At 71.7% G+C, this 17,738-nt stretch carries 10 protein-coding genes, 4 tRNA genes and 1 pseudogene; 10 read left to right on the top strand and 5 right to left on the bottom strand.

What is annotated here, in order from left to right:
• Positions 1–39 precede the first annotated feature (39 nt).
• The gene (locus AC5P1B_RS09165) at positions 40–1,692 is read left to right on the top strand and encodes a long-chain fatty acid--CoA ligase (protein WP_493886108.1); all 1,653 of its coding nucleotides are present in this window, start codon (positions 40–42) and stop codon (positions 1,690–1,692) included.
• Between the two features lie 503 nt (positions 1,693–2,195).
• Here the strand turns inward: AC5P1B_RS09165 and AC5P1B_RS09170 are convergent.
• Both AC5P1B_RS09170 and AC5P1B_RS09175 read right to left on the bottom strand, forming a co-directional pair.
• Positions 2,196–7,712, bottom strand: coding sequence for a response regulator (locus AC5P1B_RS09170; protein ID WP_493886109.1), 5,517 nt, complete (start codon positions 7,710–7,712; stop codon positions 2,196–2,198).
• 768 nt (positions 7,713–8,480) lie between these two features.
• A complete protein-coding gene (locus tag AC5P1B_RS09175; protein WP_493886111.1) occupies positions 8,481–8,927 on the bottom strand; it encodes an SSI family serine proteinase inhibitor in 447 nt (148 codons plus the stop codon).
• 255 nt (positions 8,928–9,182) lie between these two features.
• On the opposite strand from AC5P1B_RS09175, the gene AC5P1B_RS09180 reads away from it, so the two are divergent.
• From AC5P1B_RS09180 to AC5P1B_RS09190, 3 genes are all read left to right on the top strand, one after another.
• Positions 9,183–9,272, top strand: a tRNA-Ser gene (locus AC5P1B_RS09180).
• 282 nt (positions 9,273–9,554) lie between these two features.
• A tRNA-Arg gene (locus AC5P1B_RS09185) sits at positions 9,555–9,627 on the top strand.
• 174 nt (positions 9,628–9,801) lie between these two features.
• Positions 9,802–10,287: a hypothetical protein gene (locus AC5P1B_RS09190; protein ID WP_493886112.1), complete on the top strand. Its 486-nt coding sequence runs from the start codon at positions 9,802–9,804 to the stop codon at positions 10,285–10,287.
• Between the two features lie 36 nt (positions 10,288–10,323).
• Here AC5P1B_RS09190 and AC5P1B_RS09195 read toward each other — a convergent pair whose 3' ends face one another.
• Positions 10,324–11,196, bottom strand: a complete 873-nt coding sequence (locus tag AC5P1B_RS09195) for an NAD(P)H-dependent oxidoreductase (RefSeq protein ID WP_493886113.1) — start codon at positions 11,194–11,196, stop codon at positions 10,324–10,326.
• Positions 11,197–11,360: 164 nt separating this feature from the next.
• Between AC5P1B_RS09195 and AC5P1B_RS09200 the strand changes: the two genes are divergently transcribed.
• From AC5P1B_RS09200 to AC5P1B_RS09215, 4 genes are all read left to right on the top strand, one after another.
• A complete protein-coding gene (locus tag AC5P1B_RS09200) occupies positions 11,361–12,440 on the top strand; it encodes a GlxA family transcriptional regulator (RefSeq protein ID WP_493886114.1) in 1,080 nt (359 codons plus the stop codon).
• Between the two features lie 130 nt (positions 12,441–12,570).
• A tRNA-Met gene (locus AC5P1B_RS09205) sits at positions 12,571–12,644 on the top strand.
• 233 nt (positions 12,645–12,877) lie between these two features.
• Positions 12,878–12,951: transfer RNA gene (locus tag AC5P1B_RS09210), tRNA-Met, on the top strand.
• A gap of 128 nt (positions 12,952–13,079) precedes the next feature.
• Positions 13,080–14,024, top strand: coding sequence for an amidohydrolase family protein (locus AC5P1B_RS09215; protein ID WP_493886116.1), 945 nt, complete (start codon positions 13,080–13,082; stop codon positions 14,022–14,024).
• Between the two features lie 174 nt (positions 14,025–14,198).
• On the opposite strand, the gene AC5P1B_RS09220 is transcribed toward AC5P1B_RS09215, so the two are convergent.
• Together AC5P1B_RS09220 and AC5P1B_RS09225 are read right to left on the bottom strand one after the other, a co-directional pair.
• Complete coding sequence (locus AC5P1B_RS09220; RefSeq protein ID WP_493886117.1) at positions 14,199–14,741, bottom strand: NADPH-dependent FMN reductase; 543 nt, start codon at positions 14,739–14,741, stop codon at positions 14,199–14,201.
• Between the two features lie 88 nt (positions 14,742–14,829).
• The gene (locus tag AC5P1B_RS09225) at positions 14,830–15,726 is read right to left on the bottom strand and encodes an LLM class F420-dependent oxidoreductase (RefSeq protein ID WP_493886118.1); all 897 of its coding nucleotides are present in this window, start codon (positions 15,724–15,726) and stop codon (positions 14,830–14,832) included.
• Between the two features lie 220 nt (positions 15,727–15,946).
• Between AC5P1B_RS09225 and AC5P1B_RS09230 the strand changes: the two genes are divergently transcribed.
• Together AC5P1B_RS09230 and AC5P1B_RS09235 are read left to right on the top strand one after the other, a co-directional pair.
• Entirely contained in the window at positions 15,947–16,690 is a 744-nt protein-coding gene (locus AC5P1B_RS09230) for a response regulator transcription factor (RefSeq protein ID WP_493886119.1), read from the top strand.
• A 297-nt stretch (positions 16,691–16,987) separates the two neighbouring features.
• Positions 16,988–17,734, top strand: a pseudogene (locus AC5P1B_RS09235) (MFS transporter); the annotation flags it as partial.
• Positions 17,735–17,738: the final 4 nt, after the last annotated feature.

Raw genomic sequence — 17,738 nt, forward strand, 5'->3', positions numbered from 1 at the left:
ATTACCCGCGCGTAATACACACCCTCCCGGGAGGCCCCGGTGCTGAGCACGATGCAGGACGTACCGCTGACGGTCAGCCGCATTCTCCGGCACGGATCAACGGTGCACAGCGATTCGCAGGTCATCACCTGGACCGGCGAGGGCGAGCCCGAGCGGCGCAGCTTCGCTGCCGTCGGGGAGCGGTCCGCCCAGCTGGCGCACGCGCTGCGCGATGAACTCGGCGTGGTCGGCGACCAGCGTGTCGCCACTCTTATGTGGAACAACAGCGCTCACCTTGAGGCCTATCTCGCGGTCCCCTCCATGGGCGCCGTGCTGCACACCCTCAATCTTCGCCTCCCCACCGACCAGCTCGCCTGGATCGTCAACCACGCGGCGGACCGGGTGATCATCGCCAACGGCTCGCTGCTGCCGTTGCTCGCACCGCTGCTGCCCAGCCTGGAGAGCGTGGAGCACGTGGTGGTCTCCGGGCCCGGCGACCTGTCGGTGCTGGCGGGCGCGCGGGCGCAGGTGCACGACTACGAGGAGCTGCTGAGCGGGCGCCCGACCACGTTCGACTGGCCGGACGTCGACGAGCGCGAGGCCGCCGCCCTCTGTTACACCTCGGGGACGACCGGCGACCCGAAGGGCGTCGCCTACAGCCACCGCTCCATCTACCTGCACGCCATGCAGGTCAACAACGCCGAGTCGTTCGCCCTCACCGCCGCCGACATCACGCTTCCCGTGGTGCCGATGTTCCACGTCAACGCGTGGGGCCTGCCGCACGCCGCGTTCATGGCGGGCACCTCGATGCTGATGCCCGACCGATTCCTGCAGCCCGCGCCGATCGCCGAGATGATCGAGAGCGAGCGGCCCACCGTCGCCGCCGCCGTCCCCACCATCTGGCAGGGCCTCCTGGCCGAACTGGACGGGAAGCCGCGCGACGTGTCGTCGCTGCGCAACGTCATCATCGGCGGCTCCGCCTGCCCACCCGCCCTGATGAGGGCGTTCTGGGAGCGGCACGGGCTGCGCGTCGTGCACGCGTGGGGCATGACCGAGACCTCGCCGCTCGGCTGCATCGCCCACCCGCCGACCGGCGTCACGGAGGAGGAGGCGTGGACCTACCGCGCCACCCAGGGCCGGTTCCCCGCTTCGGTGGAGGCAAGGCTCGCGGGAGTGAACGGCGAGTTCCAGCCGTGGGACGGGCAGTCGGCCGGTGAGCTTGAGGTACGCGGCCCGTGGATCGCGGGCGCGTACTACGGCGGTGCCGCGGACGAACCGCTGCGTCCCGAGGACAAGTTCAGCGAGGACGGTTGGCTGCGTACGGGCGACGTCGGCACCATCACCCCGAACGGCTACCTCACGCTGACCGACCGCGCGAAGGACGTCATCAAGTCCGGCGGCGAGTGGATCTCCTCCGTGGAGCTGGAGAACCATCTGATGGCCCACCCGGAGGTGGCCGAGGCCGCCGTGGTGGCCGTGCCGGATGACAAGTGGGGCGAGCGCCCGCTTGCGACGGTGGTGCTCAAGGAAGGCGCGAGCGTCGACTACGAGGGGCTGAAGGCGTTCCTCGGTGAGCGGATCGCCCGCTGGCAGCTCCCCGAGCGGTGGGCACTGATTCCGGCGGTCCCGAAGACCAGCGTGGGCAAGTTCGACAAGAAGGTGATCCGCAAGCAGTACGCGGAAGGCACGCTGGACGTGACGCGGCTCGGCTAGGCGGCTGGGCAGCCCCTTCGGACGGCTCCTTCGGCGGCGGGGCCGTCTCGGAGCGGGTGGCGCGCCGGGGGTGAAGTCGGCGGCTGTGCCCGGTTGTTGGCCCGTCTCATACGAAGTCGGCGAGTTTGCCCGTGGGTTGGCGCGCCCGGTGTGAAGTGGGCGCGCCTGGCCGGGCGTTGGGGCGCACCCTGCGAAGCCGCCGCTTTTAGTGGCAAGTTGGCGCGCCTGGCAGCAAGTGGCGCGCGGCTGAAGGGGAGTTGGGGCACGGAAATCGGACGCCGGGGCGCACGCGCGAGCGTGTGCCCCGGCGTCCGCGTGCGGGGCCGGCGCGGGCGGATGCGGTCCGGCGCGTGCCCCGACTGGCGTGCCGTATACGCGAGTTCGTGTGCCAGCGGGCTGTCTGGCAGCAGATGGCCGCGCGCGCCCGCCGGTCGGTTCGCCGGTCAGCCAGTCGGTCAGTTGGCCGGTCGGCCAGTCGGTCAGTTGACTAGTCGGCCGGTCGGCTAGTTGGTGCCGATCTTCGCCAGCAGGTCCACGATCCGGCCCTGCACCTCGGCGTTGGTCGAGCGTTCCGCCAGGAACAGCACGGTCTCGCCGGAGCTGAGCCGGGAGAGCTGGCCAGGGTCGATATCGGCCGAGGTGTAGACGACCAGCGGGGTCCGGTTGAGCAGGCCGTTTCCGCGCAGCCAGTCGACGATTCCGGCGCGGCGGCGGCGTACCTGCATCAGGTCCATGACCACCAGGTTCGGCCGGATCTGCGCCGCGAGGCTGACCGCGTCCGCGTCCGTGTCCGCGCGGGCGACCTGCATGCCGCGCCGTTCCAGCGTCGCCGTCAGCGCGCTCGCGATCGGCTCGTGCTCCTCGATCAGCAGCACGCGGGGCGGGTGCTGCTCGCTGTCACGTGGGGCCAGCGCCTTCAGGAGTACGGCCGGATCGGCACCGTACGCCGCCTCGCGCGTCGCCTGTCCGAGCCCGGCGGTGACCAGCACCGGGACCTCGGCAGCCACCGCCGCCGTACGCAGCGACTGCAGGGCGGTCCGGGTGATCGGGCCGGTCAGCGGGTCGACGAACAGCGCTGCCGGATACGCCGCGATCTGCGCGTCCACCTCCTCGCGGGAGTGCACGATCACCGGGCGGTAGCCACGGTCGCTCAGCGCCTGCTGGGTGGACATGTCCGGTGCGGGCCATACGAGGAGCCGACGCGGGTTGTCCAGCGGCTCAGGCGGCAGTTCGTCGTCCATCGGGGGGCGATGGTCGTCGACGATCTCGACGACACCGTTGGGGCCGTCCAGCGGTTCCGGTCCCTCAGCGCCCTCGTCCGGTGCTCCTATGGCGAAGGCACGGCCGGCGCCTGAGGCCAGCCGTTGCTGCGGCGCCCCGGGGGCCTGCGATGCGTGAGCCGAAGACTGCGGTGAGCCTTGCGCTGTCGGCTGCGGCCCGTGATGCGGCTGGGACTGCTGATGGCCGGGGAGCGCGCCTGGTCCCTGGGGAGAGCGCGAGCGTCCCGATGTTTCCGCTTCCCCGGGCAGAGCCTGGCCACCGGTCTCCGGCGCCGTCTCGGAGTCGGTCATGTCCGCGAAAGCCGCGTTGGGGCGAGCCGCCAGCTTGCGCCGCCGCCCGGACCCGGCCGCCGCACCGCCCGATGGCGACTGCGGCTGCTGCTGCGACTGAGGCTGTGGTGGCGGCTGCTGGCCGTGCTGCTGCGGTCCTTGCCCTGGGTGCCCCGCCTGCGACGGCTGTTGCTGTTGCTGGCGCTGTTGTTGCTGGCGCTGTTGCTCGGCGACGTGGTGGGCGAAGGGCATGCCCTGACCCAGCGTGCGCACGCTGATCGCGCGTCCCTGCGAGGAGTCCGGGTCGGTGACGGGTTCGCCGTGGGGCGTTGACTCGGTCGGGAGCGGGTTCGCGCCGCGCGGTGCGGGTCGGCCACCCCACTGGGCGGACTGGCGGGCGTCGCCGCCGACCGCCTCGGGGTCACCGAGCCGACGCCGCCCGGTCTCCGGCTCGCCTGTCCCACCACCAGGACCACCAGCACCGCCAGTACCTTCAGCGCCGACGGTGCCCTGCGCGCCGCCCGTACCGCCCGCACCGTGCGGGTGAGGTGGCTGGTGCGGCTGCGGCGCCGCGCTGTCCGTGGCCCCAGGGCGGGGCTGCTCTTCGGCAAGGGCACGGCGCGCGCGCCGCTGCCCCTGGCCTTGGGCCTGGTCCCGGCCGCTGATCTGCGACGCGTGGCCTTCGGCTGCCGCCGTGTCGTCCGGCCAGCCCGGCGCGGCCTCACTCCGTGCTGCGGGGACGCCGGTGCCCCATGGTCCGACGGAGGAGTCCATGCCGTACGGGGCGAGATCGCCGGGGACTCCCCCGGGGACTCCGCCACGTACGCCCTCGGCATCCGGCGCGACAAGCCCGCCGGGGGCGACAGGAGTGCCAGGAGCGCCGGGCGTGCCGGGTGTGCCTGGAGCGGGGGCGATCTCGTTTCCGGCCCGCATGCCCGCCGCGGCGCTGTGGACGGACTGTGCGGGCACCATGCCGACGGGGCCCAGGTCGGGCGGCATGGTGGGCGGCGTCTGGTCGGCCGCCGCCGGTGGCAGTGCGAACGGAGCGCGCGCCGATTCCACCCCGTCTGACGCCTGCTGGCGTTGTTGCTGTTGCTGTTGCTGTTGCTGTTGCTGTTGCTGGATCTGTGGCTGTGGTGCTGGTTGTTGTGTCTGCTGCCGGGCTTGCTGCGGCTGCTGAGCCGGGACGCTGTGCTGGGGCTGCTGCGGCCGCCGGGGCTGCTGCCCATGCTGCTGCTGCGCGGGCAGCGACGGCTGGGACGGCTGGGACGGCTGTGAGGGGAACCGTGGGAGCTGTTGCTCCTGGGGCTGGGACTGGTGCGGAATGGGGCGCTCGGGCGCCTCAGCCAGCGCGCGCCGCGCCCGCCGACGGCCCGTGCCCTGCGGCCCGTCACCTTCCTGCGGTCCAGCGCCCGCTACGGGGCTGCCGTCGGGCTCGGCCGACCAGCCGCCGGACCGCGGGTCGGCGCTGCCTGGCCGACCCTCGCCCGGACCGGCCTCTCCCGCTGCCTGCTCAGCGCGGCCCGTCACCTGGTCCGTCGGCACACCCGGCCCGCCGGGCCGCGCGAAACCGGGCGCGTCGGCCGGGGAGTCCGCGGGGTCGGGGCTGCCCGGAGCTGATCGGTGGGCGGCGTCGCCGGCGGCCGGGGGGAGGGCGAGGGCGCCTCCGCCCGCACCGCCGGGCCCGGCCGCGCCGGGAGCGCCGTGCGCGCCCAGGCCGGTACGTGCCTCTCCACGGGCGCCGACCGGCCCGTCGTGCCGTTGGCCCTGGCCCTGGCTCCGGCCGTCGCCCTGGCCAGGCGTGCCGGACGGCTGCTCGCTGCCTCGCTCACGGCCGTAGGGCCCGCCGTCGTACGGGTTGGCGGGCTGCCCCGGGTACCGATCAGCGTGTTGTCCGGTGTGCTGGCCGCGCCGCGCGTCGGTGCCCGGTGCGTCGTTCGGTCCGCCGTTACCGCCTTCCGGGTCGCCCTCCGGCGTCGCGTTCGGGCCGCGCCTGGCCCGCCGCCCCGTCGGGGCGGGGAAGCCGCTGTCGGACGGGGTGCCCTGCGGGGGCACGAGGCTCGTTCCGCTCGGCCCGCCGCCTCGCTGCTGCCTGCCGCCGGGGCCCACCGGCTCGCCGCCAACCGGCGCACCAAGGCCAGGGCCAGAGCCAGGGCCCGGAGTCGTACCGCCTGACCCTGCCGCACCCTCAGTACCGCCGTGCGAGTGCTCGGAACCTCCGCCGCGCGCATGCCGGTTCGCCCTGCGGTGCCCTCCGCTGGCGTCCTCGGCACGCTCGGGTCCACCAGGACGGCCAGGGCCACTGGCCCCGCGCCCCGAGCCCGGCTCACCGGCCGAATCCGTCCCACTCGGACCGCGACGGTCGTTGGCACCACCGGCGCCGTCAACACCGCTACCGTCGCCTACTCCGCCTACTCCGCCCACACTGCCGTTGCCGCCCAGGCTCGCGGCCTGCTCCTCCGCCGGGTCACGCCGAGCCCGGCGCCGTCCGGTGGGCTGAGCCGCCGACGGCTGCCCGCCGCCGCTCTCGATCTCCCGCACGGGCAGCCCGGGCGCACCGCGACCGTGCGAACCGCCACCCTGGGCACCACCGTGGGACGCGCCGCCCCGAGGATCGCCCTGCGGACTGCCCTGCTGACCGCCCTGGGAGCCGGCTCCGCCATCGTCGGCGTCCGAGGCGGCTGCCACCCGCCGTGCCCGCCGCCCCGAGGACGTCTGGCCGGTCTCGGGCCCGTTCCCCGTACCGCTGCCGCCGCCCCGCGTGTCACCGGAACCGGTCCTACCGGCCCCGGCGCCGCCGCCCGTGGCGTCGCCCGCCGCCGGATCGCCGGACGTACCGCGCGCCCGCTCCTTCGGCATGGGCATCACCGTCGTGGCGTTGTCCTGGTCCACGGTGATCCGTACGGCCCCGGTGCCGTCCTCAAGCTCGGCACCGCTCGTACGGGAGCCGCCCACCGGCGCGCCGTCGGCGGAGACCGGCACCTCCAGTACGTACGCGCTGCCGCCGGACTTCGTCCCGGGGGACCCCCAGCCGGGCATCTCGTGCGTCTGTAGGACGCCGCCGTGCTTCCGTACGATCCCGCGCACGATCGGCTCATGCACCGGGTCCCCGCCCGCGTACGGGCCGCGTACCTCGATGCGTACGACGTCGCCGCGTTGCGCCGCGGCGACGACGATGGTCGAGTCACCGAGACCGCCGCCCGCCTGGCGGGCGCCGCCCGTGGCGGTGTCCGGGGCCGGGGTGTTGCCGGTCGAGTCCACCCCCGCGACGTCCGCGATCAGGTGGGCGAGCGCCTGCGCCAGCCGCTGCGGGTCCACGTGCGCCTCGATCGGCGGGGCGTGCACGGCGAACTGGGCGCGCCCGGGGCCGATCAGCTCGATCGCTCCCTCGACGCCCGCGGCGACCACGGTCTCCAGCGACACCGTCTCGCGTGCGAGCGGTTCCTTGCCGGCGGCCAGCCGCTGATAGCTCAGTACGTTGTCGACGAGCGCCGTCATCCGGGCGTAGCCGGCGGCGAGGTGGTGCAGGATCTGGTTGGCCTCGGGCCACAGCTGCCCGGCCGGGTCGGCGGCGAGCCCCGTGAGTTCACCGCGCAGCTCCGCCAGCGGTCCGCGCAGCGACACGTCGAGCACCGCGAGCAGCTGCGCGTGGCGCGCCGCGAGCGCGTCGTAGGAGCGCCGGTCGGTGAAGGTCATCACCGCGCCCACCAGCTGGTCCCCGTCGCGTACGGGGGCCGTGGTCAGGTCGACGGGAACGGGGCGGCGGTCCTTCGCCCACAGCACCTGGCCGCGCACCCGGTGCTTGCGGCCGGAGCGCAGCGTGTCGGCGAGCGGCGACTCCTCGTACGGCAGCGCCGAGCCGTCGGCCCGCGAGTGGTGCACCAGCGGGTGCAGCTCCTGGCCGCCGAGGTCGCTGGCGCGGTAGCCGAGGATCTGCGCGGCGGACGGGTTGACGAGGACGACCTTGCCCTCGGTGTCCACGCCGACGACGCCTTCGGCGGCGGCCCGCAGGATCATCTCGGTCTGGCGCTGCTGGCGGGCGAGTTCGGCCTCGGTGTCGAGGGTGCCCGTCAGGTCGCGCACCACGAGCATCAGCAGCTCGTCTCCGGTGTAGCTGTGGTGGTCGGCGTACGGGGTGCGGCCGTCCTCCAGGTTGGCGCTGGTCACCTCGACCGGGAACTGCGTGCCGTCGGTGCGCCGCGCGACCATCCGGGTCGGCTTCGTGCGGCCGTCCTCGTCCTCGTTGCTGGCGCGGCGCATCGAACCGGGGATGCGCTGTGAGTCGAAGGCGGGCAGCAGATCGAGCAGTCCCCGCCCGACGAGCGCGGTGCCGGGAGCCTCGAAGGTCTCCAGGGCGATGTGGTTGGCGTTGACGACCGTGCCGTTGCAGTTGACGAGCAACAACGCGTCGGGGAGAGCGTCGAGTATGGCTGCGAGGCGAGCAGCGCCTCGGGATGGCCTGCTGCTCACGACGACGCTTCCTCCCAGATCTACCACTCTGTGCGGACACCCGCGGCCATCTTGCCGCTCGCTCCTTGGGGTGTCACTAGGAGAGGAGTCTACGGGCAGCGGCCGTGAACGCTACGGCGGATGAGAGGGAGACGGACGTACGACACAGACGTCGTGGCGCACGCCCGGACAAACCTCTCGGGGGGCGACGCTCGGGCCCAGACCAGGACTAGCCCGGGCGTCGCCGACCCCTTGAACAGCCCCTGGCACTACGGCGCGCCGCGCCGCCGGACAACCCGGTGCGTGCGCCCTAGAACCTGCTCTGACCGGGTCTTTTCGCTCTCTCGCCGGTGTGTCGTGAGGAGCGTCGGACTGGCGGGCAGGTGCGGGGATCGTGCGTTCGCCCCCCGTCCGTCGGCGCCGGAGACCGGTGACGGGGACGACACCGTGCCCCGGCGTGAGGGGCGGGTTCAGCTTGGGGGCTGAGCGGGGATGTGGCCGCCCGGCGCGCCGTGTGGTGCGGCGTGCCGCGCGGTTCACGGTCCCCCGCCAGGGCGGAGAAACGACTGAACGGACAAGCAGTGAAGCGGACAAGCGGTGGAGCAGTGAAGCGGACAAACAGTGCGGCGGACAAGCGGTGAAGCGGGAAGCCAGGCGGGGGCAAAGGGGACAGGCCAGAACGGCGCTTGGCGGGCGCCGGGCTGGCGCGGAGGCCCGCCGAAGCAAGCGCGACCGGGCCCACCGAGCCCACCCGGCCCACCAGGACTACCGGTACCGCGACCGCCGGGGCTAGTTGCGCGGCGTGCCGAGCAGCTTGGCGAACTTGTTCCAGCGGCTGATCTCGCAGCCATCCGCCCGGGTGAAGTCCGTGCTGACCGGACGGCCCGACCAGCGGCCCTCCACGTGAGCCTTCGCAGGACCGCCGTAGATCTTCGTGCACGCCGCCCCGCGCGGTACGGGCGCGAACATGTCGCGCCCCCACCGGGTCTTCTCGTCCAGCTCGGCGCAAGCTGCCGCGGCGTCCGGGTGCGTGCCGCCGGTGGGATGGCAGTACAGGTCGTACGTCCGCGCGTCCGCCGCGTGGCCCGTGTTGGAGACGGTGACCGTGAGGTGGTTGGCGGGGCCGGGGGACGGGACCGGTAGCGGTTTGGCGGCGGCGGAGGGTGCGGCGCTCAGTAAGGCGGGCACCACGGTGGCGGCGGCGACGGTGGCGGCGGCGAGACGGTGCAGTGACATGGGGGACTCCAGGCTCGTGCGGGTGCGGGGCGTGGTGCCCCTGCCCGTCTAACGCGCTGTCGCCGAGGGCGTTGCGCAAAATCCCGCCATGGCGGGTGCAAAATGGTTAAAAACCCCATAAATAGCACCGGTACATTGACGGAACGGCTTTGCCGCCCTGGCCGGACGCCTAGTACCGTGGGGCGCGATTGGTGACAGCCCGCAGGGCTGTGCCATCATCTGCACACACCACTTCGCGCTCGCGCGGGTATGTGTGGAGGCTTCGCCTAGTCTGGTCTATGGCGCCGCACTGCTAATGCGGTTTGGGGTAACCCCCCATCCCGGGTTCAAATCCCGGAGCCTCCGCTTCCTTTTCAGGAGCCCTGGTCGTCTCTGACGGCCGGGGCTTTTGCGTACCCAGGACCCGGGTCTCCGTGTGCGGGCCCGGCGGGCCATGGCGCGCGCCCGGCGGTCGCGATCCCGTGCCCCGCGCTCGGCGCGACTGTCGGCCAGGACCCGCTCGTGATCTTGTTGAGGGGTCGTTTCCGCAGGTCAGAGTGGGTGCGGCGAATGGATTTCACCTCGCGGCGCAGGTCATGTAATGTTGTTCCCGCAACGCCGACCGGGCAAGAAAACGCCGGGAAGTAAGCGCTCGTAGCTTAACGGATAGAGCACTTGACTACGGATCAAGAGGTTGCAGGTTCGAATCCTGCCGAGCGCGCAGCAGTGTGAAGGCCCCTTCCAGAGATGGAAGGGGCCTTTCGCGTTGCCGGGGCGGTGGGGGTGGCATCGACCGCTGTGCGGAGCGATGACTCAAGAACGTCAACAAGACCAAGAAGACACAAGCAGACTAAGAAGGCAGACAAGGCCGACGAAGCCGAGAAGGTGTGATGACGTGAAGGCTCGGAAGCTGGCTTTCGTTCTGTACGCGGACGAGTCCGGCATGGCGTGGATGCGTGGGATCGTCGAAGCGGCGGCGAAGGCCCGGGGGGCCCGCGTGGTGAGGTGGGACGAGCGCACGCTTCCTTCTGGCCCGCGCGCCGCGCCGGAAGCCGTGCCCGCACCCACGACGGCTGACGACGGGGACGCGCACGGTGTCCTGCACGGTGCCGCGCCCACCGACGCGCACGGAGGCGTGGACGTAGGCGTACACGACGAGGCGTACGACGACACGTACGACGACACGTTCGCCATGCTGGTCGACCAGTGGGGTTATGAGCATCCGGACCAGGACCCCGGCGACAGGGCCGTGGTCGAGCTCGGGGTCGGCGTCGTGTGTTCCCTGCGGGTATGGCGCGCCTTGCGGAAGACGGTGCTCGCCACGTTGTGCCCCGAGGGCGACGCGCCGCACTCCTGCCGCGTGCCGTGGATGGCCATGTGAGGCGGACGGGGCGGTCTTCCCGGCCGTGCTCGGTGGTTACCCCGCATGGCAAGCGCGCTGGCTCGCCGTCTGGCGCGCGTGCTGGCTTGCCGTCCCGTGCGTGGGCGTGGGCGCGTGGGGGCGCTGGTCTGCCGGCTCGTGCGCGTAGTGCACGGTGATCCCCGTTTCGCCGGGGGCCACGTCGGGGCGCAGTACGTGGTCGGCGTCGTAGTCTCCGCCGTCCTTGCGGCGGAAGGGGAGCGGGTCGCTGGTGCCCAGGGTGCGGAGACGGTCGCGCAGTTCCTTGGCGGCGTTCTCGTACGCGGTGGTGGAGAAGCGGTCCGCGCCGTAGATCGCGAACGGGGGGAGAACGGACATCCCCGTGTACCAGAGGGTGCCGTGTTGCAGGGGAAACAGCAGATCGTTGAGGTCGCCGTGGATGCCGCGCGGGCCGAAGCCGGGTTCGCCGGCACCGGCCGAGACGACGACCATCGCGCGCTTTCCGGTGAGATTGCCGTCCCCGTACTGAAGTGACCGACCGTGGCGGCCGGGGGCGGGCACGCCGTACGCCAGGCCCTTGACGAATACCCGGTCGAACCAGCCCTTGAGGATGGCGGGCATTCCGTACCACCAGAGCGGGAATTGCAGAATGAGTACGTCGGCCCATGCGAGCTTTTCCTGCTCCGCGACGATGTCCGCGCTCAACGCGCCCGACTGGTAGGCGCGTTTCGACGTGGCACCGACGATCAGGCGGTCGGCCGGATCGTGCTCGAAGTCGTCTGCGTCCACGACCGGCTTCCAGCCCATGGCGTACAGGTCGGAGAGGCGGACGTCATGACCGAGTTCCCGCAGGGTGCTCATTCCGTCGTCACGCAGTGCTCCGCTCAGGGAGCGCTGTTCCGGGTGGGCGAATATCCACAGCACGTTCATGCTGTACAGCGTTGATCACTTCGCCGCCGCCGACGAGTGGCCTGATGGCCAGCATGTGAAAGAATTGGGCCATGGGGTGGGTGAGGGTGGCCCCGGCGTGTGGAGCTTGATTGGAGCTTGGGTGGTGCTCTGTCTGTGGCGCCGGGCTGGTGAGGAGGCCGGGGATGGATACAGCTGACCGCGCCGTGGCGAGTGGCGGACGCGCCGCGGTGGGCGGTGACGGCGGGACGCGTCACCGGCACCAGGTCGTCGTGCTCGTGCGCGCCGGGTTGCTGCCGATCGAACTGGGCATCGTCCACAGGCTGTTCAGCCAGGCGATGTCGGCCGCTGGGGAGCCGCTGTACGAGGTGCGGACATGTGGGCTTGAGCCAGGTGAGACGCGTACGGACGCCGATTTCACGATCAACGTCCCGTACGGTCCTGAGATCCTCGGCGAGGCCGACACCGTCGTCGTGCCCACCTCCGACGAGGACTACGAACCGAGCGGCGACCGCGGGCTGAGCGGTCCGCTGGCGGACGCCTTCGCCCGAATTCGGCCCGGTACGCGAATCGCCTCGATCTGTACGGGCTCCTTCGTCCTCGCCGCCGCCGGGCTGCTCGACGGCCGCCGGGCGACGACGCACTGGAAGTCGGTCGATCAGTTCCGGCAGCAGTACCCCACGGTCGACATCGACCCCGACGTCCTCTACACGGACGAGGGCGACATCCTGACGGCGGCCGGGGTCGCCTCCGGTATCGACCTGTGCCTGCACATGATCCGTCGCGATCACGGCTCGGCCATCGCCAACGACGTGGCCCGCGGCACGGTGGTGCCCCCGCACCGCGAGGGCGGGCAGGCGCAGTACATCAAGCGGCCGGTGGCCGAGCCGTGTGTGTCGTCCACCGGGGCGGCTCGCGCGTGGGCGCTCGAACGGCTCGATCAGCAACTGAGCTTGCCTGAGCTGGCGGTGCGCGAGTCGATGAGCGTACGGACCTTCACCCGCCGCTTCCGCGAGGAGACCGGCGTCTCCCCGGCTCGATGGCTGGCCCAGCAGCGCGTCGAACGCGCCCGGCAGCTGCTTGAGGAGACCGACCGCACGGTCGACCGGATCGCGGCGGACGCGGGCTTCGGCACGGGCGCCTCGCTCCGCCAGCACTTCCAGGCAGCACTGGGCGTCTCGCCGAGTGCCTACCGCGCGACGTTCCGGGGCCCGGGGTCGGGTCCGGGTACGGGACCGGCGGCACGGCCGGTCCCGGGGGCGTAGGCGAGTTCCGGGGCGGGATCGAGATCCGGGGCCGCGGCACTGGTCCGACGGTGGTTCGGCGCCGGCCCGGCAGTGGTCCGGGGAGTGATTTCCCCCTTCCGCGTCATTGCCGTAGTGTCGTACTTACCGACGCGGGGTGGAGCAGCTCGGTAGCTCGCTGGGCTCATAACCCAGAGGTCGCAGGTTCAAATCCTGTCCCCGCTACTGCACACCGAGGGCCTGGCGTATTCTGCCGGGCCCTCGGTTTTTGTGTGGGCGGCTTGCGGCCGGTCGCCTGTGGCCGGGCTGGTGGCCGAAGAAGCGCGGTCGATGGCAGAAACGCGGCCGGTCGCCGGTGTCGGTGGCCGTGGTGGAAAGCGGTCGTTCGGGCGGCTTGAGCGGCGGCGGAGAATCGATTTCCCTCTGCGGAGCCATTGCCGTAGAGTCGTGTTTACCGACGCGGGGTGGAGCAGCTCGGTAGCTCGCTGGGCTCATAACCCAGAGGTCGCAGGTTCAAATCCTGTCCCCGCTACTGCACACCGAGGGCCTGGCACATAGTGCCAGGCCCTCGGTCTTTTGCCTTGTGCCTGGATAAGGGCGTGGATAAGGGCGTGGGTAGGGGCCTGGCCACGATGGTGCCGGTCTGGCACGGTGAGGCGCATGGATCTTGCACGGGACCCGGGCGGTCAGGCTGCGGAGACCGCCGACGCGGGCCGCGGTGCCGCGGCGGAGGATGAGCGGGGGCGCGTCGTCCGGTTCTGGGCGGAGCTGGGGCTGCCCGGCCTGATCGACGTGCACACGCACTTCATGCCGGAGCGCGTGCTGGCCAAGGTCTGGGCGTACTTCGACACCGCGGGCCCACTGCTCGGCCGCCCCTGGCCCATCAACTACCGGCACGAGGAAGACGAGCGGATCGCGACACTGCGCGGGTTCGGGGTACGGGCGTTCACGTCGATGGTCTACCCGCACAAGCCGGGCATGGCCGCCTGGCTCAACGACTGGGCCTCCGGCTTCGCGGCCCGTACGCCCGACTGTGTGCGCACCGCCACCTTCTTTCCCGAGCCCGAGGCGGCGGAGTATGTGCGCGACGCGTTGGAGGGCGGGGCCCGGGTCTTCAAGTCGCATGTCCAGGTGGGCGCTTACGACCCTGGTGACCGGCTCCTCGACCCCGTGTGGGGCGCGATCGCCGACGCGGGGACGCCCGTGGTCATGCACTGCGGTTCGGGGCCCGCTCCGGGCAAGCACACCGGCCCTGAGCCCGTCGCCCGGCTACTGGCCCGGCATCCACGGCTGCGGCTGATCGTCGCCCACATGGGCATGCCGGAGTACGGCGACTTCCTCGACCTCGCGGAGCGGTACGCCGGGGTGCACCTCGACACGACGATGGCGTTCACCGACTTCTCGGAGCGGTACGTCCCCTTTCCGCACGCGGAGCGGGCCCGGCTCGCGGCGCTGGCCGACCGCATCCTCTTCGGCAGCGATTTCCCGAACATCCCGTACGCGTACCACCACGCCCTTGACGCCCTGACCCGGCTCGACCAGGACGAGGCATGGCTGCGCGGCGTGTGCCACGACAACGCGGCGCGGCTGTTCGCCATCGGCTAGCTACGACAGCGGGGCCACAGCTACTACAGCTACTACGGCGACCGCAGCGGACCACAGCTACGACAACTCCTCCAGCTGCTACGCCGGGCAGCTGCTACGCCGGGCAGCTGCTACGCCGGGCAGCTGCTACGCCGCGGCGTCGCCGTAACGGCCCATGTTCGCCGGGCAGTTACGCTACGCGGCGGCCGCCTTCGTCAGCGCGGCGAGGGCGGCGGCCAGCTGGTCGCGGGTCGCGGTGTCGCTGACGCGCCCCGCCGCACGGTCGATCTTGGTGCCGATCACCGGAATGCGCAGACACGCCTCGGAGACGACGTTCGCGTGCAGCAGCCCCAGCGTCTCGCGCAGTTGGGTCTGTGCGAACTCGCCGCCCGTGGGATGCGGGGACGCGGTGACCACGCCGGTCGGCTTGCCGGTGAGCTCACCGGTGCTGACCAGCCAGTCGATGGCGTTCTTCAGCGTGCCGGGCACGCCATGCGCGTACTCCGGGCTGACGAACAGCAACGCGTCCGCCGCCGCGATGGCCGACCGCCACCCGGCGACCGCCGGGTCGGGTACCGCGTCCTCACCGTCGAGGTCCTGGTTGAAGTGGGGGAGGCCGCTGATCTCCCCGTGCGTCGCGGTCCAGGTCGCGGCGTCGAGTGTGTCCAGAGCGGAGTGCAGCACAGCGCCGTTGGACGACTGCGCCCGCAGGCTTCCGGAGATCGCGAGAATCCTCATGAGCCGACCGTACGGGACAGCGAGCGACCGGACAGGACACGCCGGGGGCCGGGCAGGGACAGAGGGCCGGAAGGGGGCGGGGAGTGGGTCACTGGGCGTCCAGGGGGAGGATCTCGGCCAGCGCGCGCCACTGGTCGAGGGGGAGGGCGAGGCGCCTGTCCCCCTCGGTCACCACCTGGACCGCCAAGTGGTCGGCGCCCGCGGCCAGGAACTCGTCGGCACGCTCGCGTACCTTCTCCGCGTCGCCGAGGACGAAGACGGAGTCGAGCAGCCGATCGCTGCCGCCGTCCTTGAAATCGTCCTCCGTGAAACCCATCCGCAGCCAGCTGTTGGTGTAGTTGGCGAGCCCGAGGTAGAGGCTCAGGAAGTCGCGGGCGGTGGCGCGGGCCCGGGTCAGGTCGGTGTCGATGACGACCTTGAACTCGGGTGCGAGCAGGGCGTCGGGGCCCAGCGTGGCACGGGCCGAGGCGGTGTGCTCGGGCGTGACCAGGTAGGGCAGGGCGCCCAGGGCCCGGTCGCGGGACAGCTCCAGCATCTTCGGGCCGAGCGCCGCCAGGGCGCGCTGATCGGCGGGGACGGGCGTCGGAGCGGTGTCCAGCGCCGTCAGGTACTCCTTGATGGCCGAGTACGGGCGGTTGGCCAGCGGATGGTTGTTCTTCTGCGCCATCTCGTCGTGGCTGACGCCGATGCCCAGCACGAACCGGCCGTCGTACTCGGCGTTGACGGCGGTGTGCCGGGCGGCGACGTCGGCGGCTGAGTGCTGCCAGATGCTGAGGATGCTGGTGCCGACGGTGATGCGGGACGTCGTGGCGAGCAGCGGGACGGCCTGGTCGATCGAGGGACTTCCGCCGAGCCAGAGCGCGCCGTAACCCAGTTCCTCCAGCTCTGCCGCCGCCTCGCCGATCTCGCCGTGCCGCGCGGGGTCGTCCCCCCGCAGTCCGAGACTCCAGAGGCCGACCTTGCCGAGACGCTTTACGAATGCCATGGAAACGTCAGCCGGAGGAGCCGCCGCCTTTATTCCGTCGGTCCCTCCGGCGGTCCTTCTGTCGGTCCTTCTGTCGGTCCTTCCGGCGGTCCATCCCATCGGTTTCGCGCCTCGGTGACCGCCCGGCGCGTTCACCTCTTCCGCACCTGGGCGCGGTTTCTCAGAGAATTCACAGATATCGACAAGGCAGCTCTCACCAAGCCCCCCGAGCCTTACGGGTATGACCGCGTCCACGCCCAACGGGCGAACCGAGCTGTTCCGGCCTGACGGCAGTCCCGTACGGGTACTGGTCGTCGAAGATGAGGCGCCGCTGGCCGAGTTGCTGTCCATGGCGTTGCGTTACGAGCGCTGGGACGTGCGGACGGAAGGCGACGGCACGGGCGCGGTGCGCACGGCGCGTGAGTTCCGGCCGGACGCCGCCGTGCTGGACATGATGCTGCCCGACATGGGCGGAAAGGCCGTGCTCGCCAGGCTACGGCGAGAGCTTCCCGACGTCCCTGTGCTCTTTCTGACGGCCAAGGACACGGTCGACGAGCGGGTCACCGGGCTGACGGCGGGCGGCGATGACTACGTCACCAAGCCGTTCAGCGTGGAGGACGTCGTGGCCCGGCTGCGCGGCCTGATGCGCCGGTCGGCCGCTGCCACCGTACGGAACGAATCCCTGCTCACGGTCGGCGACCTGGTCCTCGATGAGGACAGCCACGAGGTGTCACGGGGCGGTGTGGAGATCCATCTCACCGCGACCGAGTTCGAGTTGCTGCGCTACCTCATGCGCAACCCGCGCCGGGTGCTCAGCAAGGCGCAGATCCTGGACCGGGTATGGAGCTACGACTTCGGTGGCCAGGCGAACGTGGTCGAGCTGTACATCTCCTACCTGCGCCGGAAGCTCGAAACGGGCCGCGCCCCGATGATCCACACCCGGCGCGGCGTCGGCTATCTCATCAAGGCCGCTGAGCCGGGTTAAGTCCGCAGGGCCTGGGAGGCCTGGTGAAGCAGCCAGGGCCGTCACGGCGGCTCCGGCGACGAACGCCGCGGTTGTGGGGGCCGCGGCGTCCGTGGCCGGAGCGGCCCAGGCGGCGGGCGGTCAGGCAACACCGCGGCCCCTCCCTCTCCAGCAGTCCCCCGTCCCCCGTCCCCCGTCCCCCGTCCCCAGCCCCTCGCTCTTGCGCGGACCGGACGCCCGGACAACGCCGCCAGCCGGCGGTCAGCCGCCGATCACCACTCATGGTGATCGGCGGCTTCAGCGTTTTCTGAACCGGCATGGGAGCGGCATGTCCCCTACCCGATGCTGGACTGCACTTCTTCCGCAACCGACGCTTCGTCGGAGCCGTCACCGGCGGAATTCTCATCGCTTTCGGCATGGGCGGTTCACTCTTCCTGCTGACACAGCATCCGCAACTCGTTCTCGGCTACGGGACCTTGGACGCCGGTCTGGCGCACCGCGCCACTCGCACTGATGATCGTCATACTCAGCCTCTCCGGCGTCGGCGCGCGGCTGCTGCCCAAGCTCGGCACACCGGTCACCATCCTCGTCGGCATGGGGATGATCGCGGGCGGCCTGGCGGCCATCGGGACGCTCGGCGCCGACGCGTACGAGGGGATGTTCCTCGGCTTGATCCTCATGGGGTCGGGCATGGCCGTGTCGATGCCCGCCATGGCCACCGCGATCATGTCGGCCATCCCGCCGGACAAAGCCGGGGTCGGAGCGGGGGTCAACGGCACCCTCACCGAGTTCGGCAACGGCCTCGGCGTGGCCACCCTCGGCGCCGTGCTGAACTCCCGCTTCACCGCGCTGCTCCCGGCCGTCGCCTCCGGGGCGGGCTCGCTCCCGGCCGCGCTCGGGCAGGCCCGTACGGAGGGGGAGCGGGCGGCCGTCCACGACGCCTTCTCCACCGGCATCCAGACCAGCGAACTGGTCGGCGCCGCCGCCGTGCTGCTCGGTGGAGCGCTCGCCGCCGTGCCGCTCTGGCGGGCCGAACGCTCCGACGCCTCAGCTGAGGCGGCATAGCATC

The organism is Streptomyces sp. A01 (assembly GCF_059026195.1).